This is a genomic window from Flavobacterium johnsoniae (assembly GCF_030388325.1).
GTDB classification, from domain to species: Bacteria; Bacteroidota; Bacteroidia; order Flavobacteriales; family Flavobacteriaceae; genus Flavobacterium; species Flavobacterium johnsoniae_C.
The window spans coordinates 2,745,850-2,768,660 of record NZ_CP103794.1 but is presented as its reverse complement, the minus strand read 5'-3'; the positions used below and the strand labels follow the sequence as shown (position 1 = coordinate 2,768,660).

Sequence of the window (22,811 nt, the reverse complement as noted above, 5' to 3'; positions counted from 1 at the left end):
TTATTATATTTTCTTTTAATTAAAATATAAATCATTCTTTGACATTTCAACATCTAAAGATTCATCTAAATAATAAAGAATATCGGATTGAAGACTGCCATCATTACTAATATCAATTTTTTTATATAAGATAATTTCTGAACCTGGTGTAAAATATTTTATTTGCCAAACTGCATTATGTTTTAAATCTAAATAAGAAAGACATACATAATTATAATTCGGTGTTGCATTTTTTTTATTTCTATAAAATTCTATTGAATCTTTCTTCTTATTATTTAATAAACTATAGAGAACAATTCTATATTGCTTTTTTTTGTTTAAAACTTGTTTTACTAATTTAAATGTTGTGTTCTTGAAATCTGACTTTAGTAAATCCGATTTATTAAAGTCTATGAATTTTGTTTCATACAAAGAATTTTGTTTTTGGAGTATTACAGAGCCTTTACTGTTCGCAATTGATTTGAAATATTTTCCTTCTCCTGAACCTATTCTTAGATCACCTAAAAAGATATTGTCTTTAGTAATATTTTGGGATTCTATCTTTTGGAAAAAAAAGAAAATTAAAATGACTAGTAAAATATATTTGTTTTTATTCATCTATTTTTTCTTTAAATAATATTCATCATTACCTGGATTCAAATTCGAAATTACATTACCTAAAATTGTATATTCTCCTTCATTACTTTGAATATATATACTTCCGAGATTTTCGTCATTGAAAACTATTTTTATTTTATCATTCGATTCCATTTTAGCAACAAGATTTTTATATGTTTTAGGTATTCCTTCTTTACTAACATAGATTATTGATATATCATCTAAACTATTAATAGTAATATCAAAACTGGTTTTCAAATCATTTAAATCTTCTTTTTCAAAGAAATATTTTCCTTTCCATAAATTAGTATTTCCGATATTGTATTTGTTAATGGGATAACTAATTATATTACGTTTTACTAAATCAATTCTTCCACTTTTTTTGTTAATTTTATATTGATTCCAAGAACCTAAATTAATTCCTCCTTCGTCTTCATTGATTCCCAAAACCCATAAATTCAGATTAAGATCTATATAAAAAAGCTGACTCACAGCAACTAATGCTTCTGAATAATTTTCATTTTTATAAACAATTATTTTGTCAATTTTTTTATCATTTTTAAAAGTTGTTAGGGAGATGTAAGTATAAATATCGGCTTTCGAATCAGCATTATTTTCTCTTTTAAACTGTAAAATAATATCTCCTATATTCTTTTTCTCAACGGCATCAGGTCTCCACTTATTAAAGGCATTATAGTCAAAATTAATCTCTGATAATTTCTTTCTTTTTGCTTTTACACTTTCTCCGTTTACAATTTGATTAACAAAATCATTTTTAGATATTAATTCATCTCCAAATGGAAGTAAATTAATTTCATTTTTAGTTATTGTATCACTTTTTGAACTTTGAATTGATTCAAATTCATTTTCTTTTTTACAAGAAATCAGCAATAGAATTATTAAAGAAAAAATTATTTTTTTCATTTATTTATTTTTATTATACTATTATTATTAAAGTTTCCTGAGTGTAAATGAGAATCATGTAAATCTCCACCATCTTCTGCATTTTTTAATTTTTTAAAGTAATCATTATTACCAACTAAAACTTCAGTAAATTTAAATTTGACAACTGCATCAATAAATTCCTGATCCTTTTTTAGATTATAATAATATAGAGTATCAACACTTCTACCATTCACATGTTCAGCACTAGGAAAACATGACCCCTCTTTGAAACAACTTCCAGTTGTAACAATTCCATCAGGGTTACTACATTCAGCTAAAGCTCCTATAAAACCCGCAAAAACATTTGGGCCAGTATATTTTCTTTTTGTGGAAGAAAAACTATATTTAATTACTACTTCACCTACAGAATATTCCAAACTATCAGGCATTTTTATCAATTCAATATCTTTACCTGTAGATTTATAAAGGCGCCAAATTAAACCCTTTGTAGGATGTTTACCATATTCAGCAATATCATCATTTTTATACTTCACTCTTCGTGTTGTACTTCCATCTGATACATTTTCATCTGTCAATATTTCTGCATGAGTTGGTTTCGATTTGTATACTATTCCAACCTCCTTTCCTTTTGTCTTAAACCAATCTAAAACGCATATTGAATGTTCCTCTTTATTTTTATCGTGATATACATAGTTATACTTATTTTCATATCCTTTTTTTATAATTTTAGGTATAACTTTCTCTATTTTACCTTCTGCATATATATGATATGTTACTAAATCTAATGGATTTACTGGCTTAGAATCATTCGTATGATACTTATTGTAAAAGAAAAAATTGTTTTTTAGTAAAATATAATTGCTTTTTCTTTTATTCCAACCATTTGGCATTTGAGTATTACTATTCCTACCATTAAGCAATACAGAAATCAATTCTAAATATTTATCAGCATAGAGTGCTAACTCATTAAGTGATTTCCCTGCTGTTTCTGCTCCCCATTTTTTCACTGCTTGAGAATTTTTGTTTGATGGCATTTTTTTACTTATACTCCACTCCCATGCACCACTATCTATACAATATTTCACATTATTAGCAATAATTTCAGGTTTCTTAGTAATGTTTTGATCTCCTACATAATCTGCATAATCGTGATATGGTCCTGGTTTATCAAAACGAGATTTAGAATCGGTAGGATCACTCCTTACACCTGTTAATTGTAAAAGCCCTCGGCCTTTGTAAATACTTTGACTAGATATAAAATCACTCTTTGTTTCTTCAGACAATGTAAACGTTCCTGTCTCTTCACAAGCTTGCGCAAGAAAATGTATTTTTTGGATACATGAATTTATTTCATATTTTTTTAAAGCAACATTTAATTCTTTAGTTAGTGTTGCAAAAGATTTATCATTAATACGACAATCTACTCTTTTACCTCCTCTTAAAGCCTGTCCCTCCCAAATAGTTTCTGATCCTTTCAATAACTTGACTAATTTCCTAACATCTTTTTCTTCAAAATCTTTATAACAGAAACATTCTCCTTTACCTTTTGCACTATTCTTATTACTCTCACCCTTCTTCAAAACCTTATCAGTTTTTTCCACAGGATCCTGTTTAAAAACCGTAGCATCAACATCAACAACAGCGCTTTTTATAAAATCATGAGTCTGCAGAACTTCGACTTCAGCAAATAATTCCTGCTCGTTTCCTTCTGCCCAATTATCTCCGCCTAAACTTCTAGATATTGAATCTAATGATACAACTATTGCATGAAGATCTGACTGTATAGTAACGTTATGAGTAAAAAGCAGATCATTACTAACCAAATCTTCGTCATACAATTTAAGACGGACTTCTCTACCAATTAATCCGGTTGAATTTATCCAGACTTTAATCTGTTTTTCTCTAGATATGCCTTTTATTTTATGCCCAGCCGTATCAGTCAGATTTACTGAATTAATTTTGCTTATTACAGCTTTAGGAGTTTCAGAGGTTTTTGTTTTGGGCTGCTGTACAGGCACATTACTTTTAATAGGCTCTTTTTTGGGAGTTGTCTTAGCTTTGTAAGGTGCTATTGGCACTTCAGGCGCGTTTACATTTATATTATTACTGGCTATTTTTCCATTTCCTGTTTCAGCTGTTACATAAAACTCGTGGATTTTGTCTTTTTCATGACCTCCTTTTTCTGCGACTTTTGCAAAACTTGGCTTTAATAGAAAATCAATATCAGCTTTTCCGAATTTTACAATTCCTGATTTTATTTCAATAAAGTTTTTTTCATTAGCTTTATCATGTCCTGCACCTTTTACATCATCCTCCCACATCGTTACAGATACTCTCTGTTTTTCCATATTTAAACAAAATACTCTGGCTTTGACTGTTTGTCCGTATGATAAACGTCCGTTTATTTTGGCTCCATTTTTATCTAATAATTCTATATGATCTATTTTGGGTTGCGACGGAAGAGACTTAATATCCAAACGCGCAATTTTATCTCCTTTTTTTGCTAAAATTCTAATACCTTTTCTGGTTAAGCTTTTTTCAAAAAAAGTATATGAAATCTTATTTCCCGTTTTATCGTTTTCTTTTGTTTTGCGCCATTTACCCAATTCTAAAACATACACTTCCCAATAAACAGGATTATAAGAAAAACTGTTTTCATTACTAAAAGGATTACTTGGAACTTTCTCAAAAAAATCACTTACACTATATACCTCAAGAACACCAACTACTGGATTTGGATTTCCTACTATTTTAAAATCTGACATCGTATTTTATTTACTTACAAATTGAATCTTGATCTTCTAAACTCTCTTTAAATTCAGCCATGTCTACTAAAGGATTGATCTGATTACTTAAAAGTTCTCTGGCATTTTTTACGTTTTGTTTGCTTGGTTCTGCTTCCTGACCATGTTTTGTTACTAAAATACAATCTGGTCCACCAATTGGACAAGCCCCTTTACTGTCTTCTAATAATATTTGTCCTTGATTACTCAATGTTACTTTTTCATAAAAAGCACTCCATTTACTTATTACAGCTTGGCAAGGTTTGTAACTGCTTCCTGTTGGCTGTAGTTTACAGTTCCCGAAAGTGTTTTTTTCTAAAGTCTGACCTGTTTCCTTTGTCGTGGCTATAAGTTTTTTCTTTGCACTATTATCATTTGCAAAGTGTTTACTTTGAGATTTTACTTTTAATATATCGGTTTGTGGTTTTTCGCTAAACTTACATTTGAGAGTTGCTCCTTGAACAACGACGTGTTTTCCGCTCATGATTTTTTCTTTTTAAAGTGATTAAATCAATATTTTGTTAGAATATCAGTACTTACTTTGTTTCGACTTTTTTTAAAGATTCAATTTTTAAACTGATTTTAATAGGTTCTATATAATCAATACTGCATTCAAAATTCATTTTTTCTATAAATCCAGAATTAGAATTTAAACAATATAACGCCCTATAGCTACCAATCCATATTTTACCATTAAAATTTATTCCTTCTACTGAATTCAGATACTCTCCTTCTTGTTCTATTTCAACCCAATTATCATCATTTAAAAAAGGATTAATTTTTTGCTGAATCTTAAAAACAGATTCTTCAATTTTTTCTAATGGAAATGAAACTTCTTTTTGAAGCAAATAATCAGATGCATACGTAGTATGAATTCCGTTGAAAAAAGATCTTAAAAAATAATCTGACCTAATCTTCTCAAATAAATTGTGTTTACTCATCAAAGCGTATTCTGAAAATTTTATAAGTCCTTGCGTTACCTCTGCGTCTTTTTTATAATAATCAAAAATTTCATTTTTTTTATTTTCCCATCTAGATACTATTTCATCATAATTATAGATATCAATCCATTTTCCAGACTCATCAACTACAATTTTTAACGGATATAAAACTTCTACTATTTTCGAACCTAATTCATCCATTATTCTATCAGGTTCAATGTCATCTATAAAAAGATTAAGCGATCTGGTAATTTCAAATAAAGTATATTTATTTTCATCTGTAGCGATCCACTTAACTCTGATGGCCATTCCCATTTTGTCAATTTTTCCGCCATCTTCAAAAGTATATTCAACACTATAATCTCTAGAAATTCCTCTAGGTAGAAAAGACAATTTGTTCTCTTTTCCTAAGACTACTCTCTTCTCCTTTTTTTCAATTATTTCATTTACTTCTCTATCAATTTTTTCTGGAGCTAAAATCAAAAACTTTGAATATCGTTTAAAATCGTCTTCAATTAAATCAGAAATCAAACAATATGCATTATGATATCTTCTCAGTTCTCTTGCTTCAATACCAAACTTTTGAGCAACACTTTGTAGTGTCTCCCCTTTTTCTATTTTGTAAGTACGAAACTTGTCATAAAATGACAACTCAGATTCATCTGTATAATACATTTTTGAATAATTTTAATTTCTTTTAATCTTACTGCTCGTTTGTAGCTGTATTTTTTATAGCAGGCTGATAAGTAAAAGCTTCATCTTCTGAATTTTTATCTTTATCTGACTTAATTACTTCTTGTTTCTGTCTTTTACAGATAATTACTGAATTTTCGGTTATACCATTCATTCCAAGAGTATAATCTGCATCTACATATTTTGTGCTTTCATACCAATTTGTTTGTAGAAAAAATACCCAATTGTAATTTTCTCCGTTATGGTCTAAATCAATTTTGTTTTCTGGATATTGAGTATTATAACCTGTAATTGTATTATAAAATAGAGGTCCAAAATCAATTCTAACAGGTCCTTTAGATCGAATGGTTATAAATCCTTTACTATTTTCATGTCTCTGAATCAATAATGTTATCAAAAGAAGATCTTTCATTTCTACTGCTTCAATTTCCGGAAATGGATTTTCCCCTTCAGGAATTTTCCATGTTACATATTCTTTTGGCGGTATCTGCATCATATATTCAAAAACGGCATAAACTCCTGTAGGAATAATAAATACAATAAAGTGCGAGCACATTATAAAAGTTAAGTTTAATCCGTTCAGTGCGGTATAAATTATGGTAAACAAAACACTCGAATAGAGTACAACCAAAAGCGCAAACAGCAATTCAATACCTATACTTTTAACTTTAAATTCTTCAAAATGCCAGCGATAAAGCCAGACATGTAATATTCCGAACAATAAAGAAGCTATTTGATAAAATTTAAATTCATCTGACAGTTCATTAAACAGCTTATTATATCCTAAAAATGCCACTAAAGCATAAATAAGCGCAAATGAAAAAACATAGATATAAAATGTCTTTTTTAAAGCTGCAAACTCTTTTACTTTATCGCTAAACAACAAAGTCAATATTCCACAGAGAGCAATAATTACAACTATAAATACAATAAGTTTTACATCAATAAGTGCTAATAAATGTTTTTTAACCATTCTTAAATTCGTGTTGTATACCCTAAGACGGGCTGTTTATTAAAATTAAATTCTTCTGTTTCCTCGTTCATTATCAGGATTGTTTTTGGCTCAACTTCCATTGGAAAAAAATGCTCATAAAAACAATCTATAAATCGTTTTATTCTCCCATTATGAATATAATTCTCAAATGAATTATTGATGATTGGTCCAATTTCAATTGTCAGATTCATAGAATAGTCCATGTATTTATTTCCACAGATAAAATCTACTCCCAATCTATTTTCTCCTAAATTAATCTGCTCACTTTCTTCACTATATTCTTTAGAAGTTGTTGTTTTGTAGCTTACTTTTTCTTCAATAATACTAGCCAGACAGCGACACGCCAAATCAACATCTCCCACAATTTTATATGCATAAGGCAAAAGCTGAATAAATTTTGAAACCAAAACTGCCGGGTAATTTTGTGATAAACCCCAAAAATCGTAAAAGAAATCGAGCGGTTTACTTCCGTTTAGTTTGTATAAAAAGTTACTCTCAACACTTTCTATTTTGGTTCGGTAATGAAAAATTTCATTTTCAAATGGACTAAAAAAATTTCTTGCATCATTTTCCTGCTTTTTCTGATGCTTATGCTCTCTAATCATTTGTCCAACAGACTTGTCAGCATTGTTTTCAATTAAGCTATGAACAAATCCTTCCGGTAGAGAATCATACATGCTATCTCTCGACAAAAGCAACGCAATGTAATCTTGCCTGATATAATTATCATCCTGAATTACAGCCCCCAAAACATCACTTCTAAAAGCTCTTGTAAATTGTCCCTGATTAGAAATCGTAAGTTCATCAACAGAAATTTGATTATTCTCGATAAGTTCATTTGCAATAATTTCTGCCCGAATATCATAGGAAATACTTTCAATTTCCTCAACCAAACTTTCAAGACTTCTTTTATTTTTTCTTTGTGTCCTCATTTATTCGACCTGCTCCTATATATCGCAACTGAAAATATTCATCATTAAAATTGTAAATCCCCAAACCTTTATCTGTACAGGCTAAAATTCTATCATTATGAAGATATAATGCCACATCAGAAATTGGGTGATCTTTGTCATATCTAAAAAAAACCAAATCTCCTTCGGCAAGAAAAGTACGACCCGTAAAAATCTGAATCGATTTTGATTTCCACATACCGGCTGGATCTTTTGGAAGTGTAACTTTATACACATCGCTATATAATGATTGCAAAAGATAGGAGCAGTCAATCCCTTTTTTTGAAAAACTCTTTTCTTTATAAGGTGTATTAATCCATGGATCAAAATAAGAATAGAGTTTATAATTGGTAATTTTATTAGGCATTACAGCTAACACAATGGAATATTTCTCTTTTAGATACAAAATTTCATCAGTTAGATTTTCAGAATTATCATTTATTACCGTTTTGTTCTTTAAACCTATTTCTTCCATTTGTGACTGCTTCTTTAATAGTTCTAAAGAATAATCATATCGAAAAGGAATTTGAGAAATGTATTTTTTGCTGTTACATGAACCGCATACTAAAACTCCAAACATTAAAATTTGATATTTTGCAAAGACCAATTCTCTGTTTTTCGCGAAAAATGAATGAGTTATCAAGTAAAAAAATCTTTTAAATTTCATAAAACCTTTTTCTGAAGCATTTAAATCCAATAAACAATTTTGTAAGCATATATCTACAAACATAAAGAAAATATTTTTATTAAATCATAATTTTTGTAGCAATTATTTTACATTTTTAAAATATTAGAATCTATATTTGTAACTAATTTCTTATTTTAAATATAATAATCTAAATAATGAATAAAAGAAATATTGATGTAAGAGTCGTTTTTGTTTTTGTCCTTTTATTATTGATTGGAATAATTTCTTTTCTAATTCAATTCTTTAAACATGTTAATTGTGAAGATGTTCAATATTATATTTTGTCTGATCATTCACAGAGCGAAGAGCCAATTGAATTTTATGACAGAACACACAACGCTAAATCATGGAAATGGGATTTTGGTGACGGTTCAATGTCAGATAATAGAAAACATACATTTCATACCTACAAAAATCCAGGAAAATATATGGTTACTCTAACTATTAACGGAGAATGTATTCATACACGTGAACTCATTTTAAAAGACAAATATATTCTTGACAAACTAGGAACTCCACAAATTATTACTTCAAAGATTATTACTGTTGGACAGCCAACTTATTTTAATTCGATTTCACAAAACGCAAAAACTTGGGAATGGTCTTTTGGTGAAGGAAAAGGAATTATCGAAACTTCTTCCAATCCTATCTATACTTTTTTAACTCCGGGCGAAAAAACCATTACACTTGTTATAAATGGTGATTTTAGCAGAGTAGCTAAAAAGGTGATTTACGTGCATCCAAAAGTTGTAAAAAAAACAAATCCTCTTGATGTCACATCTTATGTTTACGAAAAAAATGCAGAATCTTTCGCTTTGCCAAGAGGAACAGTAAAAAAAGATCCACTTGAAGACATGCTTCAATATGTTCCGGTTGCGCCTAAAAACAAAACACAAAAAGATAGCATTGCATCTGTAAAAAAAGCACCTAAAATATCTGAAGATCAGTTTGAAATTTTGTTAAATAAAGTAACTGAAGGCAGTAAAGTAAAAGATGATTTTGCTGAATTTTTATGTGACGATTTGGATATTCCTGTCGTAAAAAACGATAAAGATTTATTGACTTTTGCTCAACTATGTGCTAGCATTAAAGGAAAAAAAATAAAAATAGAATCTATACGATTAAATAAAGACAAAACTGATAATTGTATAAAAGGATTATCAATTAATTATAAAGTAAAAAAATACATGATCTGGGTAAAAGATTAATTGCTATGAAAGAAGAAAATATTTTCAGTACCGAATTACTGACTGCCTTTGAAATTGCAAAAAAAATTGCAAAAAATAATTCGAATAAATATTATACTGCATCACATTTACTTAAAGCGATTTTGAATAGAGATTTATCTCTTTTAAAACTTTTAGAATCGATGGGAAAAGATGTTTATTATCTAGATGAATGGGCTAAAGTACGGATTGAAGAAGAACCAAAAACTACTCACGTTTTAGATGCTGAACCTCATGATATAATTGACCAGATTATTAAAGAAGCACATTTTATAAAAAATGTTCTTAATGAAGATGAAATCAGTATTTATGCAATTATTATTGCTTTAAGTTCGCCTGGAGTTGGATTTAATTTTGATCAGATGAAAAGCTATCCTATTTCCAGAAATGAGTTATTGGAGGAAAAAGCTACAATACCTTCTTCGAAACTTCAACTTGATAAAAAAGAAATTAAAAAAGGCTTTTTAAGCAAATATTGCATTCATAAAAATGCTGAAAAAAAACAAAATAAACTGACTGCAGTTGGTCGTGAAGCTGAACTAAATTCAATAAAAGAAATTCTTTGCCGTTTCTCAAAACCTAATGTATTGTTAATTGGCGATCGAGGAATTGGAAAAACAATTTTAATTGACACACTAATTCAAAATGTTATTGAAAATAAAATTCCTGATGTTTTAAATAAAGTTCAGTTGTTCGAATTAGATTTATCTTCATTAATTGCAGGCGCATCATACAAAGGAGAAATTGAAGACCGTCTTAAAAACTGTATTCAGGAATTACAACAGCTCCCTAAAGCTATTTTAATTATTGAAGAAATTCATACTTTATTAGATAAAAATAGTAGTGACTCAGGTGTCTCAAATATCCTGAAAACTGAATTAGCAAAAGGTTTAAACATTATTGCCACCTCAACAATTGACGAATTTTCAAAAAAAATTGAAAAAGAACAAGGGCTTTCAGGAATGTTTGAAATCGTGAAATTAGAAGAAGCAAACGATGAAACTGTTTTTAGAATGATTCGTGAATCTATTAAAACCTATCAGGAACATCATAAAATTCAAATTGATGACGAAACCATTTCAGAATCAATACGCTTATCGAGAAGATATTTAAAAGAAAAAAGTCTTCCAGAATCAGCAATTAATTTGATTGATCACACGATGTCGGTTTTAAAAACATCTGGAGAAACTTTTCTTAACGAAAAACAATCTCTCATCAATAAATTAGATGTTTTAAAGGACAACGAAACTAATTTATCAGAAGATCAATTGATAAAAGAATATAATTGGTTCTTAACTGATTTGATAAACAAAACAACATTTTTAATGGATATTGATTATCAAAATGAAAAAAGAACTTTCCAATCATCAAAATCATTCCTTACTTATATTGAAAATGTGATTAAAATTCTTGAAGAAAAAGCACTTGATAAACGATCGCATATTGAAGCATTTGATCTATCTTTAATTATTGCTAAAAAAACAGGAATTCCTGCAGGAAAACTTAAAGAAGAAGAGAAACAAAAACTAAATAGTATTGAAGATGTTTTAGGACAAAGAGTAATTGGCCAAGATCATTGTATAGCAACTGTTGCAGGATCTATTTTAGAATCACGTTCGGGACTCAGCAAAGCTGATCAACCAATTGCTTCTTTCTTTTTCCTAGGACCTACTGGAACTGGAAAAACTGAACTAGCTAAATCTTTAGCTGAATTTCTTTTTCAGGATGAAAATGCTATTATCCGTTTTGACATGTCTGAATTTAAAGAAGAACATTCAGCCGCAACTCTCCTTGGAGCACCCGCAGGATACGTTGGGTATGACGCTGGAGGACTATTAATAAACAAAATCAGGCAGAAGCCATATTCTATTGTTTTATTTGATGAAATTGAAAAAGCACATCCTTCTGTTTTTGATATTTTTTTACAGATTATGGATGAAGGAAAACTGCATGATCGTTTAGGAAAAGAAGGCGATTTCTCGAATGCTATCATTCTTTTTACTTCTAATATTGGAGCAGATTATATTGTCAAAACTTTTAATAATGGGGAAATTCCAACTTCAAATTCTTTAATGGAAATAATGACAAATTATTTCAGACCTGAGTTTTTGGGGCGTTTAACGGAGATTGTACCTTTTGCTCCTATCAGCAAAGAAAACGCATTGAAAATCTTCGAAATCCATCTTAAAAAAGAGTTTACAGATTTATTAAAAAACATTAATATTAAAGTTGAAATTCAAACGGAAGCTAAACTTTATCTAGCTGAAAACGGATATAATGCTAAATATGGAGCAAGACCTATCAAAAGCATTATTAGAAGTCATTTGAGAAGACCATTAGCAAAAAAGATAATTTCTGGAGAAGTACAAAACGGAGATACTATTTTCGTTAGTATTGAAAATAATGAAGTGAAATGGATTAAAGAAGAAACTTTTTCTCCTCTTGAAAATTAAATTCGTAAACATAAAAAACCGCTAAGAAATTAATCTTAGCGGTTTTTATTTTTATTCTAAAACCAAACCTATTTGGCCATCGTCATCTAATTCTGTCTCCACAGGATCATCTTCTGAAATTTCTGGTCTTTCAGGAACCTCTTCAACAGGTTCTTCATAAGGAAGTGGATCTAAAAGATTCACTTGTTTTAATTTATCGGTAGTCAATTGATTTCCTAAAGCCTTGAAACCTTTTACAGCTATAAAGTCCTCAACATCTATATGCAAATCGTCTTTTTGAACTCCTTTTACTTTCGCAAAAACCAATTGCGCTACAGGACGATAATCTGTCGAAACGATTTCCAACTGCGAATTTGGATGGTCTGTAATAAAGCTCTCTTCTTTTCCTTCGTTTTCTACCAGAAAACGTTTTAAGAAATAACGTTCTTTTTCTCCGTCATAATAAATCGCAGAAATTGGTTTTTTAGGCTTCCATTTTTCCAAAACAATCATATCTTCCTCAAAATGAGTAGACAACTCTGGAATTATGACTTTTAACTTTCCTGACTGACTTATTATTAAGATTTTATCTGTTGGTTTAAATTCTCCTAACAACTCTCCTCTTGCATCAACATTTAAACGTTTTACCGTATCATCAAACCAAACTTTTCTTGGTAGTAAAGTCGAAATTCCTTTCTCTTTTAATTCGATTTTTTTGATTGGATATTTGGTTACCAAGTTTCCTTTAGAACCACGTCCTTTGATTGCTAATTTGGCAAAATCAATGTCGAATTTCAACTTTTTGATAGTTCCAACCTGGCGCAACAAAATAGTCACAACCTCAGCTTCTCCATTTGGATTATGCGAGAAATAAACAACCTGAGAACCATTTGTTCCATTTGTTAAATCGTAAGCTTTATCACGCGTAACTCCTGTAACATTAAAACGTTTTATATAAGAAGGTCCTGATTTTCCATCACGATACATCATATTATAAATAGTACGTTTATCATTTTTATCGAAAACTGCGACGTGTATAATGTCTTTTCCGATAAAAGTTTTGGCATCGACTTTTGTAATCATTAAGGTTCCGTCTCGTAAAAACACGATAACATCATCTATATCAGAACAATCGCCTACATATTCGTCTTTCTTTAAACTCGTTCCAACGAAACCTTCTTCACGGTTTACATATAGTTTTGTGTTACGTAAAACTACTTTTGTAGCTTCTACGTTATCAAAAACACGAAGTTCAGTCTGGCGTTCTCGTCCTTTTCCGTATTTCTCTTTTAATTTGGTAAAATATGCAATTGCAAAATCTGTTAAATGTTCTAGATTATGCTCAACTTCTTTCATTTCATCTTCTAACTTAGCAATTAAATCATCTGCTTTATCAGAATCGAAACGGGTAATACGAATCATCGGAATTTGAGTCAAACGCTGTAAATCATCATCATTGATTTCTCTTACGAATGATTTTTTGAAAGGCTCAAAACGATCATACAAATATTTGTAAAGTGATTCTCTATCTCCATATAATTTGAAATCAATATACATTTCTTCACGAATGAAGATTTTTTCTAAAGTAGAGAAATGCCATTTATTCTTTAATTCTTCTAACTGAATTTCTAATTCCTGACGAAGTAAATCAACCGTTCTGTGTGTTGAAATTTTCAACATTTCAGAAACTCCAATAAATAATGGTTTATTGTCTTCAATAACACATCCTAAAGGCGCAACAGAAGTTTCGCAGGCTGTAAAAGCAAACAAAGCATCGATTGTTTTATCTGGAGAAACTCCAGGGAAAAGATGAATTAAAATCTCAACATCGGCAGCGGTATTGTCTTCAATTTTCTTGATTTTGATTTTACCTTTTTCATTGGCTTTCAAAATACTGTCAATTAAACTCGATGTATTGGTCGAAAACGGAATCTGCGTAATCACCAATGTATTTTTGTCTAATTGCGAAATTTTAGCACGTACACGAACACGCCCACCACGCATTCCGTCGTTATAATTTGAAACGTCCGCGATACCTGCAGTCATGAAATCAGGATAAAGTGTAAAAGCTTTTCCTTTTAAAATCTTTATCGAAGCATCTATTAATTCATTGAAGTTATGAGGCAAAACTTTAGTCGAAAGTCCAACTGCAATACCTTCTGCTCCCTGAGCCAAAAGCAATGGGAATTTTACAGGAAGATTGTTTGGTTCTGCACGACGACCATCGTACGAAACTCCCCAATCTGTAATTTTAGGAGAATATAAAACTTCCAAAGCAAATTTAGATAAACGTGCTTCAATATAACGCGAAGCAGCAGCTCCATCTCCAGTTAAAATATTTCCCCAGTTTCCTTGACAGTCAATCAATAAATCTTTTTGACCAATTTGTACCATTGCATCACCAATACTCGCATCTCCATGTGGGTGATACTGCATCGTGTGACCAACAACATTAGCAACTTTATTATAACGACCATCATCCAGCTCTTTTAAAGAGTGCATAATACGACGCTGAACAGGTTTAAATCCGTCCTCGATAGCAGGAACTGCACGTTCCAGAATTACATACGAAGCATAATCCAAAAACCAGTCTTTATACATTCCCGTTACTTTGGTAATAACGTCTTCGCCTTCTTCTTCCTGATTTTCGTAAAAATGTGCTCCTTCAAAATGTTTGGCATCTACGTCGATAATCTCATCGTCATTTCCATCCTGATTATCATCCATCAGGTTTTCATCTTGATTATTCTCGTCGTCGTTTGGAATTATGTTATCGTCTTCTTCGTCTTTCATTTAATTATATCTAATTATAATTTTATTTGTTTTCAAGAAGTTCTTTTAAAACTTCAACACTTGGTAAAACGGTCTTGTATTTACTTGCAAAAATCTGTTCATTATTTTCTGGCAGTGTATATCTAACTACAGCCTCACTTTTATTTTGACAGAGAACAATCCCGATAGTCTTGTTTTCATCTTCCAAACGCATTTCTCTATCATAATAATTAACATACATCTGCATTTGTCCTAAATCTTGATGTTTTAATTCACCAATCTTCAAATCAACAAGAACAAAACATTTCAATATCCTGTTATAAAAAACCAAATCAATTCTAAAATGTTTATCATCAAAGGTAATTCTCTGCTGTCTGCCAACAAATGTAAAACCATGACCTAATTCTAATAAGAAATGTTCTAGTTTACTAATGATTTCTTCTTCTAACTGAGATTCTGAATATTGATGCAATTCTGGTAATCCTAAAAATTCAAGAATATAAGGATCTTTAATGATGTCTTTCGGTTTCTCAATAATCTGACCTTTCTCTGAAAGTTTTAAGATTCCTTCTTTATCTCTGCTTAAAGCTAATCTTGTGTAAAGTGCTGTATCGTATTGACGTTTTAATTCCCGAACACTCCAATTATTCCTTTCAGATTCTATTTTATAAAAACGTCTTTCTTTTTCATCTTCAATTCGCATTAAAAAGACATAATGGGTAAATGTCAATTTAAAAAAGGAAGCCAAAGTTTGATAATCTACTTTATTTAATTCCGCAGTCAGTGACTGCGTTTTTTGAATTTTCAAAATCCTAGTCAGTGACTCGGATTTTGAAAAAATAATATAGAATTGTCTAATTTGTTCTAAATTCCTAATAGAAAAGCCTTTACCAAACTCTTTTGTCAGCTGTTGAGATAAACCTTTTAGAAGCTGTTTTCCATATTCAGCTCTATCTTTTCCATTTTGTTCTTCTTCAACAATTATTCTTCCTATTTCAAAATAAGTAATTGTCATTGTTGAATTTACGGTACGCAAAACCTGTTGTCGGGCATTTTGCAATAGCTCGGCAACCTGCTGGAAAATAACTTTATTTTGAAGACCGTCTGACACTATTTATTATCCTAAAAATTCTTAAACCTCCTCCAACTCATCAATCTCAACCTTCAAATTCTTGATAATAAACTCTTGTCTATCCGGCGTGTTTTTCCCCATATAGAAAGATAACAACTGCTCAATCGAAGTGTGTTTATCCATCATAACCGGATCAAGACGAATCGTGTCTCCAATAAAGTTTTTAAACTCATCTGGAGAAATCTCTCCCAAACCTTTAAATCGCGTGATTTCTGGTTTTGGTTTTAGTTTTTCAATCGCGTCTTTTCTTTCTTCTTCAGAATAACAATAAATTGTTTCTTTTTTGTTACGAACCCTAAAAAGCGGTGTTTGTAAAATATATAAATGTCCTTCTTTGATTAATTCTGGGAAAAACTGTAAAAAGAAAGTAATCAAAAGCAAACGAATGTGCATTCCGTCGACATCGGCATCGGTTGCGATTACAATATTATTGTAACGTAATTTCTCTAATCCGTCTTCAATATCCAATGCCGCTTGCAGTAAATTGAATTCTTCGTTTTCATACACAATCTTTTTAGTCATTCCGTATGAATTCAAAGGCTTACCACGTAAACTGAAAACGGCTTGTGTGTTTACGTCACGCGACTTTGTAATCGATCCAGAAGCCGAATCTCCCTCGGTAATAAAAAGCGTGCTTTCTAAGTTTCTTGGGTTTTTGGTATCTGGAAGATGCGCACGGCAATCTCTTAATTTTTTATTGTGAAGATTGGCTTTTTTAGCACGATCTGTCGCCAGTTTTCTAATTCCTGATAATTCTTTACGCTCACGTTCTGCCTGAAGAATTTTACGTAATAAAGCCTCAGCAGTTGTTGGATTTTTATGCAAATAATTATCCAGTTTCGTTTTGATAAAATCATTAACGAAAGTACGAACAGAAACTGCTGGTGTTCCATCATCAGAACCCATATCGGTAGAACCTAATTTTGTTTTGGTCTGAGACTCAAAAACAGGTTCCATCACTTTAATACTAATCGCACTCACAATTGATTTACGAACATCTGATGCTTCGAAATTTTTATTGTAAAACTCACGAATCGTTTTTACAACGGCTTCACGATAGGCCGCTAAGTGCGTTCCTCCCTGCGTAGTATTCTGACCGTTCACAAAAGAATGATATTCTTCGCTGTACTGCGTTTTACTGTGTGTAAGCGCAACCTCGATATCATGCTCTTTTAAATGGATAATCGGGTATTCTAAATCTTCTTCGCTGATAGTTTCTTCTAATAAATCACGAAGTCCGTTCTCTGAATAATATTTTTCTCCATTGAAAATAATAGTCAAACCATTGTTCAAATAACAATAGTTTTTAACCATTTTAATCACATATTCTAAACGGAATTTATAGTTTTTGAAAATCGTTTCGTCTGGCGTAAAAGTTACTTTTGTTCCTTTACGTTTTGTGGTCTCAACAACATCTTCTTCTAAAACCAAATTTCCAGCAGAAAACTCGGCAGCTTTTTGTTTGTCTTCACGAACAGATTCTACACGGAAATAATTGGAAAGTGCATTTACAGCTTTCGTTCCGACACCGTTCAAACCAACTGATTTCTGGAACGCTTTAGAATCATACTTTCCTCCCGTGTTCATTTTCGAAACTACATCGACCACTTTCCCTAACGGAATTCCACGCCCGTAATCACGAACCGAAACCGTTCTATCTTTTATCGTTACCTCGATAGTTTTTCCAGAGCCCATTACGAACTCATCGATACAGTTATCTAAAACCTCTTTTAATAGAATATAAATACCATCATCTGGAGAAGAACCGTCTCCTAGTTTTCCGATATACATTCCCGGACGCATACGGATATGTTCTTTCCAATCAAGTGAACGAATATTATCTTCGGTATATTGATTTTGCTCTAGCATATATGAATTTAGGATTTTTTGCTAATGTACCATTTCTTAACAAAAAATGAAAGCGTATTTTCTTTTTGTTATGAATAATAACAGTTTAAAATCTATTTAAATTGATTTTAAAATAAAATGGGCGCTAAAATTATGAAAAACTGCTTTTTCGTCAAAAAAATTCTATTTGATTCCTAGCACTTGTTTTGCCAAAGCAATCATTTCGGGCGTTCCTGTATTTTTATTTTTTTCATCAGAAAGTTTTACAACACCTTGCCAATGTATATTATCGGGCTTTGTGTCGGTTAGTTTTATTACCATATTCATAGCAGGAAGGCCTACATCGTTGGTAAAATTTGTTCCAATTCCGAATGACATTTTTATTTTGTCTTGACAGAAATCTGCAATCTTTTTTACTTTATCGTAATTCAAAGAATCCGAAAAAACGATGGCTTTAGATTTTGGATCAATTCCCATTTTATTATAATGAGCAATTACTTTTTGGGCAAACTCAATCGGATCGCCGCTGTCATGTCGAACGCCATCAAAAAGCTTAGAATATTTTTTATCAAATTGATTGAAGAATATTTCTGTAGTGTAAGTATCAGTTAACGCGATTCCGAGATCTCCGCCATAAACTTTTGTCCAGTTTTCGAGACTTATAAAATTTGCAACTTGAAAACCATATTGAGCGGCATGAAACATAAACCATTCGTGAGCGTGAGTTCCCAAAGGCCTTCTGTTATTAACCATTGCAAAATGCACATTACTGGTTCCAATAAAACTGTTTCCGCCATAGGATCTTAAAGTTTCGTTTATTAGATTATGAACTTCGTAAGAATGGCGTCTTCTAGTTCCAAATTCTAAAATTGAAACTCCGAGTTTATTGTAATTATCGATTTTTTCTTTTGTCAGTTCTTTTATGGCTTCATCATTTAAACGAATTAAATGATTTGATTTATAAAAAAGCTCTGAAATAAGTGCCATTAATGGAACTTCCCATAAAATGGTTCTGTACCAAAAACCTTCAACTGTTACTTTAATTTCTGAACCTTCTTGACTAATCTGAACTTCAGACGGATCAAAACTATATCCTTGCAAAAAATCTAGATATGTCGGATCTAAATAAGGACAATAATGCGCTAGATAATTTTTTTCTTCTTTTGTTAAACGAAGATCAGCCAATGCATCTACCGAATTTCGAAGTAAATCGGCAAAACCTTCTGGAAAAACATGTTTACCACGATTTATAAATCCGTAACGAACTTTTGCTTTCGGAAAAAGCTTGATTACAGCATGCTGCATTGTAAATTTATAGAAATCATTATCTAGTATCGATTTCAGAAAAGTCGCTTCCATAGTGTTCAAATTCGGATCATTCTTGCTAAGATACGGCAATTTCAGAAAAGATGAAAATTGCTGGATTCTTAATCCTTTATTTTTAAACTATTTTAAAAGAAACAACACTATTTCCATCTACAAAAACCGTAATGTAATCACCTATATTACTATCTATAAAAATCTGAAATTCTAAACCTCCTCGTTTTTCTTTTGGATTTTGAACTTTAACAGGTTGATTTCTTTTATTTAAATAAAAAACCTGATTCGATTTTGAAACATTTTTGATTTCAACAGTAATTTTATCTCCATTTCTGGCTTCTATTATTCCAGAATCTGGCGATTTAATTTTATAATCTTTTTCGATTGTTGTATTGTAGATTAAAGGACCATTTAGAAAATCACTTTTACTTAATCTATTACCTAAAAAAGTTCCAGAATCTGGGAAGTGTTTTGCAAAAAAGTAATCCGGATCTGTATCAAAATAAATTGGATTAAAATCGCTGACCATTCTTCCTTTACTACTGTCATAATATCCTTGTCCCCAAGTTACATCAATTAAGCGCCATTTTTTATCAATCAATACCATATTCCAAGCATGATTCGAGGAAGTAGTTTTTCGACCAATATCTCTTACGGAAACTTTAGAATCACCTCGAATTATTTCGCATTTTAATCCGACTTGTTGCGCTAAATCTTGATACAATGCCGTAAATCCTTCGCAAACTGCTTTTTGAGATTTAAATGCTTTTTGAATTAAATTATCGTTTATCTGTTTTAGTTTTCTTTGTTTTTCAGCTTCAGAAGAATAACTAAAACCTTGTGTTCTAGGCGGATTAAGATAGGCATTATAATCGTACTTTACATTGAAGGCAATCCAACTGTAAATGGCACGAGCGCGCTCAGCATCTGAATCAAAATCTTTTTCGATTCTTTCCGCCAGTTTTTCGGTTGAATTAAAGCTTTTAGGATATTTGGCAACAATTTTATCTACATCGCTAATCTTTTGAGCAAAGGTAAAATTGATGAAAATAATATTTAATAAAAGGATAATAAGGGCAATCTTTTTTTGTGGCATTTAAAAATTTGATTTAATAATATCTTTCAGTTCTTGATCTAATTCAGGATTAGAGATTTTATTTTCTTGTAAATCAAAATTCGAGCCAAATGCTGGTAATGAGAAACTTCCCTTAATTTCTGCACCATATCGAGGAAAAAGATTTTGTGCAATTCCTAAAACAGAAGAACCTCCTCTTCCTCCGGGAGAAGTCGCCAATAATAACATTGGTTTATGCTGAAAAACGTCTTTTTCGATTCGAGAACTCCAATCGAAAACATTTTTGAAAGCCACAGAATAATTTCCATTGTTTTCTGCCATTGAAACCACTAAAATATCTGCTTCTTTAAGTTTACCTAAAAAAGCTTTTGCAATTTCATGCTGTCCGACTTCTTTTTCAAGATCGACACTAAATACAGGCATTGCAAAATCGTTAAGATCTAAAACTTCAACTTCAGCATTTTCGAACAAACTAGACGCGTAAGTTGCTAAATGTTTATTGATAGACTGCTTGCTGTTACTTCCTCCAAAGGCTACTATTTTCATGGTTTTTCGTTTAATAATTTTTCTTCTATTGGTTCTTTTTTTGGTGTATCAATTTCGTAAATCTCTTTTGCAATTTCTACTGAATATTCGTTAGGATAGATTTTTCCTCCGTAAGATTTCGCATAGACCTTCGTAAATTCTGCTCCAAAATACAGAATAATTGCCGAATAATAAACCCAAACCAAAATAATAATAACAGAGCCTGCCGCACCGTAAACTGAAGCAACTGTTGAACTTCCTAAATAAAAACCAATTGCAAATTTACCAATCATAAAAAGGATTGCAGTAACTCCAGATCCTATAAAAGCATCTTTCCATTTTATTTTTCCGTCTGGCAATGTTCTAAAAATAATAGCAAAAAGAAGTGTAATACTGGCTAGAACTATTACGACATTCACTATGTAAAATAAGTAAACTGTACTCTCTGGAAAATACACTTTTAAGCGTGCGCTAAGTAAATCTAAAGTGGTACTTATAAATAAACTGACTAACATTAAAAACCCAACCGAAGCAATCATCGAAAATGACATTAAGCGGTTTTGAATAAATTTCTTAATTCCTTTATCAGGTTTTGCTCGAAGTCCCCAAATAAAATTAATCGAACTTTGTATTTCGGCAAAAACTCCCGATGCTCCAATTAATAGCATCACAACGCCAAATACGGTTGCAAATACATTATCTCCAGACAATTGCACATTTTTAATAGCTTCTTGAATTTGAGTTGCGGCGCCATTTCCTACCAAACCATTAATTTGTCCGTACAACTCGCCCGTTACAGCTTCTTCTCCAAAAAAGAAACCACAAATTGTGATAATAATAATCAATAAAGGCGGTAATGCAAATATGGTATAGTACGCTAATGCAGCACTAAGTTTAATCGCATTATCATCATTAAATTCTAAAAAGGTATTCTTTAAGAGAAACCAAGTTTTGGAGAATATATTTTTGATTTTCATCTGCTGATTTTTTGAGATTTACTCAAATTTACGCAATAATGAAAACTTCTGAATTCTTGATTTTTAATGGAATTTTATATTTTTTCCATGTTCATCTTTAGAATTTATTTATAATGATAAAAAATGCCTTTATCATAAACGGTCCACAAACTTGCTTTTTGATTTGCAGCTTTCAACGCACTATTTGCCCAAGTATTGCAAGTATAAAAAAGGCTATAACTTCCTTTTGCTTCATAAAAAGCATCTTTTTTTCCATAACTGTGACCTTCAATCCATTCTGGATGAATTGGATCACGAAAACTATTTGAAATATAATTGACTAATTTTTGATAGTTATCTTTAGAAACCAAAATGCGTTTGCAATCTTCTCCTTCTCTCAATTGTTTAAAAAATGTAGTATGCATAGCCGATGAACTGACTCCAAAAGCCGCTTTTAATGCTGTACTTGCTTTTAAGTCTGACCATTCTGGTGTGTCTAAATAAAATCCTTTATCGCCCCAACCAAAAGCAATGTAATTCATTAACGAATCTTTTGATTGAGTTTGATTGAATTGAATTTCATTTCGCCAATCTTTGATTTCATTTTTTATCGGAACTACAATATCGGTATGAACTCCATTGGATAAAATATAAATAGGAATTGCATTTTGTTCCTCGACTTTTTCAATATCTGAGTTAACTGTAATTTTAGAAATAATTAAAACAGAAGAAACATACAAAGCAATAAAACTGAAAATTCCGAACAGTGTCCAGCCCAGAAATTTGAAAGATTTTTTTAGCATTTTGATTGGTTGATTTTAGATTAGTAATTGGTTATTTTTCTGTAACCAATTTTTAAGCCAAAAAATTTTTAAATGCTGAAAATGATACGCGGATTTTGCAGATTCGCTTTCGCGAAAGCGCGGATTTAAACGGATTTTTATGTATTTATTTTGAAGAAAAATCACAATCC

General features: G+C 31.0%; 18 protein-coding genes. 2 read left to right on the top strand and 16 right to left on the bottom strand.

What is annotated here, in order from left to right; all coding sequences use genetic code 11:
- Positions 1-15: 15 nt before the first annotated feature.
- Genes NYQ10_RS11985 through NYQ10_RS11950 form a run of 8 tightly spaced genes read right to left on the bottom strand, consistent with a single transcriptional unit; the run spans position 16 to position 8,444 of the window.
- Positions 16-597: a hypothetical protein gene (locus NYQ10_RS11985; RefSeq protein WP_289876561.1), complete on the bottom strand. Its 582-nt coding sequence runs from the start codon at positions 595-597 to the stop codon at positions 16-18.
- Positions 598-1,521: a hypothetical protein gene (locus tag NYQ10_RS11980; RefSeq protein WP_289876560.1), complete on the bottom strand. Its 924-nt coding sequence runs from the start codon at positions 1,519-1,521 to the stop codon at positions 598-600.
- Positions 1,518-4,268: a hypothetical protein gene (locus tag NYQ10_RS11975; protein ID WP_289876559.1), complete on the bottom strand. Its 2,751-nt coding sequence runs from the start codon at positions 4,266-4,268 to the stop codon at positions 1,518-1,520. The genes NYQ10_RS11980 and NYQ10_RS11975 overlap by 4 nt, the downstream gene beginning before the upstream one ends.
- Before the next feature lie 10 nt (positions 4,269-4,278).
- Positions 4,279-4,770 carry a DUF4280 domain-containing protein gene (locus NYQ10_RS11970; RefSeq protein WP_289876558.1) on the bottom strand — a complete coding sequence of 164 codons (492 nt, stop codon included), beginning with the start codon at positions 4,768-4,770 and terminating at the stop codon, positions 4,279-4,281.
- A 52-nt stretch (positions 4,771-4,822) separates the two neighbouring features.
- Positions 4,823-5,902 (bottom strand): LysM peptidoglycan-binding domain-containing protein, encoded by a 1,080-nt coding sequence (locus NYQ10_RS11965; RefSeq protein ID WP_289876557.1) that lies wholly within the window; start codon positions 5,900-5,902, stop codon positions 4,823-4,825.
- Positions 5,903-5,930: 28 nt separating this feature from the next.
- Positions 5,931-6,893: a TssN family type VI secretion system protein gene (locus NYQ10_RS11960; RefSeq protein WP_289876555.1), complete on the bottom strand. Its 963-nt coding sequence runs from the start codon at positions 6,891-6,893 to the stop codon at positions 5,931-5,933.
- 2 nt (positions 6,894-6,895) lie between these two features.
- The gene (locus tag NYQ10_RS11955; protein WP_289876554.1) at positions 6,896-7,846 is read right to left on the bottom strand and encodes a hypothetical protein; all 951 of its coding nucleotides are present in this window, start codon (positions 7,844-7,846) and stop codon (positions 6,896-6,898) included.
- Positions 7,824-8,444 carry a C40 family peptidase gene (locus tag NYQ10_RS11950; protein ID WP_289881033.1) on the bottom strand — a complete coding sequence of 207 codons (621 nt, stop codon included), beginning with the start codon at positions 8,442-8,444 and terminating at the stop codon, positions 7,824-7,826. The genes NYQ10_RS11955 and NYQ10_RS11950 overlap by 23 nt, the downstream gene beginning before the upstream one ends.
- Before the next feature lie 263 nt (positions 8,445-8,707).
- Here NYQ10_RS11950 and NYQ10_RS11945 point away from each other — a divergent pair, with 263 nt between their 5' ends.
- Positions 8,708-9,760, top strand: a complete 1,053-nt coding sequence (locus NYQ10_RS11945; RefSeq protein ID WP_289876553.1) for a PKD domain-containing protein — start codon at positions 8,708-8,710, stop codon at positions 9,758-9,760.
- 5 nt (positions 9,761-9,765) lie between these two features.
- Entirely contained in the window at positions 9,766-12,231 is a 2,466-nt protein-coding gene (locus NYQ10_RS11940; protein WP_289876552.1) for an AAA family ATPase, read from the top strand.
- 51 nt (positions 12,232-12,282) lie between these two features.
- On the opposite strand, the gene NYQ10_RS11935 is transcribed toward NYQ10_RS11940, so the two are convergent.
- The 8 genes from NYQ10_RS11935 to NYQ10_RS11900 all read right to left on the bottom strand — a co-directional run bounded on the left by NYQ10_RS11935 (position 12,283) and on the right by NYQ10_RS11900 (position 22,641).
- Positions 12,283-15,003, bottom strand: a complete 2,721-nt coding sequence (locus NYQ10_RS11935; protein ID WP_289876551.1) for a DNA gyrase/topoisomerase IV subunit A — start codon at positions 15,001-15,003, stop codon at positions 12,283-12,285.
- Positions 15,004-15,025: 22 nt separating this feature from the next.
- Positions 15,026-16,093, bottom strand: coding sequence for a PDDEXK nuclease domain-containing protein (locus NYQ10_RS11930; RefSeq protein ID WP_289876550.1), 1,068 nt, complete (start codon positions 16,091-16,093; stop codon positions 15,026-15,028).
- A 21-nt stretch (positions 16,094-16,114) separates the two neighbouring features.
- Positions 16,115-17,983 (bottom strand): DNA topoisomerase IV subunit B, encoded by a 1,869-nt coding sequence (locus tag NYQ10_RS11925; protein WP_289876549.1) that lies wholly within the window; start codon positions 17,981-17,983, stop codon positions 16,115-16,117.
- A 162-nt stretch (positions 17,984-18,145) separates the two neighbouring features.
- A complete protein-coding gene (gene pncB / locus NYQ10_RS11920) occupies positions 18,146-19,321 on the bottom strand; it encodes a nicotinate phosphoribosyltransferase (protein ID WP_289876548.1) in 1,176 nt (391 codons plus the stop codon).
- A gap of 82 nt (positions 19,322-19,403) precedes the next feature.
- Positions 19,404-20,378 carry a transglutaminase domain-containing protein gene (locus tag NYQ10_RS11915; protein ID WP_289876547.1) on the bottom strand — a complete coding sequence of 325 codons (975 nt, stop codon included), beginning with the start codon at positions 20,376-20,378 and terminating at the stop codon, positions 19,404-19,406.
- Positions 20,379-20,903, bottom strand: a complete 525-nt coding sequence (locus NYQ10_RS11910; RefSeq protein ID WP_289876546.1) for an NADPH-dependent FMN reductase — start codon at positions 20,901-20,903, stop codon at positions 20,379-20,381.
- Positions 20,900-21,859, bottom strand: a complete 960-nt coding sequence (locus NYQ10_RS11905) for a YihY/virulence factor BrkB family protein (RefSeq protein ID WP_289876544.1) — start codon at positions 21,857-21,859, stop codon at positions 20,900-20,902. The genes NYQ10_RS11910 and NYQ10_RS11905 overlap by 4 nt, the downstream gene beginning before the upstream one ends.
- Before the next feature lie 104 nt (positions 21,860-21,963).
- The gene (locus tag NYQ10_RS11900) at positions 21,964-22,641 is read right to left on the bottom strand and encodes a TIGR02117 family protein (RefSeq protein ID WP_289876543.1); all 678 of its coding nucleotides are present in this window, start codon (positions 22,639-22,641) and stop codon (positions 21,964-21,966) included.
- Positions 22,642-22,811: the final 170 nt, after the last annotated feature.

Bases quoted from the DNA above. Each gene is read 5' to 3' on its own strand.
- NYQ10_RS11910 (WP_289876546.1), bottom strand. From the start codon at position 20,903: ATGAAAATAGTAGCCTTTGGAGGAAGTAACAGCAAGCAGTCTATCAAT.
- NYQ10_RS11945 (WP_289876553.1), top strand. From the start codon at position 8,708: ATGAATAAAAGAAATATTGATGTAAGAGTCGTTTTTGTTTTTGTCCTT.
- NYQ10_RS11965 (WP_289876557.1), bottom strand. From the start codon at position 5,902: ATGTATTATACAGATGAATCTGAGTTGTCATTTTATGACAAGTTTCGT.
- NYQ10_RS11950 (WP_289881033.1), bottom strand. From the start codon at position 8,444: ATGTTTGGAGTTTTAGTATGCGGTTCATGTAACAGCAAAAAATACATT.
- NYQ10_RS11935 (WP_289876551.1), bottom strand. From the start codon at position 15,003: ATGAAAGACGAAGAAGACGATAACATAATTCCAAACGACGACGAGAAT.
- NYQ10_RS11985 (WP_289876561.1), bottom strand. From the start codon at position 597: ATGAATAAAAACAAATATATTTTACTAGTCATTTTAATTTTCTTTTTT.
- NYQ10_RS11970 (WP_289876558.1), bottom strand. From the start codon at position 4,770: ATGAGCGGAAAACACGTCGTTGTTCAAGGAGCAACTCTCAAATGTAAG.
- NYQ10_RS11975 (WP_289876559.1), bottom strand. From the start codon at position 4,268: ATGTCAGATTTTAAAATAGTAGGAAATCCAAATCCAGTAGTTGGTGTT.
- pncB (WP_289876548.1), bottom strand. From the start codon at position 19,321: ATGGAAGCGACTTTTCTGAAATCGATACTAGATAATGATTTCTATAAA.
- NYQ10_RS11955 (WP_289876554.1), bottom strand. From the start codon at position 7,846: ATGAGGACACAAAGAAAAAATAAAAGAAGTCTTGAAAGTTTGGTTGAG.
- NYQ10_RS11900 (WP_289876543.1), bottom strand. From the start codon at position 22,641: ATGCTAAAAAAATCTTTCAAATTTCTGGGCTGGACACTGTTCGGAATT.
- NYQ10_RS11980 (WP_289876560.1), bottom strand. From the start codon at position 1,521: ATGAAAAAAATAATTTTTTCTTTAATAATTCTATTGCTGATTTCTTGT.
- NYQ10_RS11925 (WP_289876549.1), bottom strand. From the start codon at position 17,983: ATGCTAGAGCAAAATCAATATACCGAAGATAATATTCGTTCACTTGAT.
- NYQ10_RS11905 (WP_289876544.1), bottom strand. From the start codon at position 21,859: ATGAAAATCAAAAATATATTCTCCAAAACTTGGTTTCTCTTAAAGAAT.
- NYQ10_RS11915 (WP_289876547.1), bottom strand. From the start codon at position 20,378: ATGCCACAAAAAAAGATTGCCCTTATTATCCTTTTATTAAATATTATT.
- NYQ10_RS11940 (WP_289876552.1), top strand. From the start codon at position 9,766: ATGAAAGAAGAAAATATTTTCAGTACCGAATTACTGACTGCCTTTGAA.
- NYQ10_RS11960 (WP_289876555.1), bottom strand. From the start codon at position 6,893: ATGGTTAAAAAACATTTATTAGCACTTATTGATGTAAAACTTATTGTA.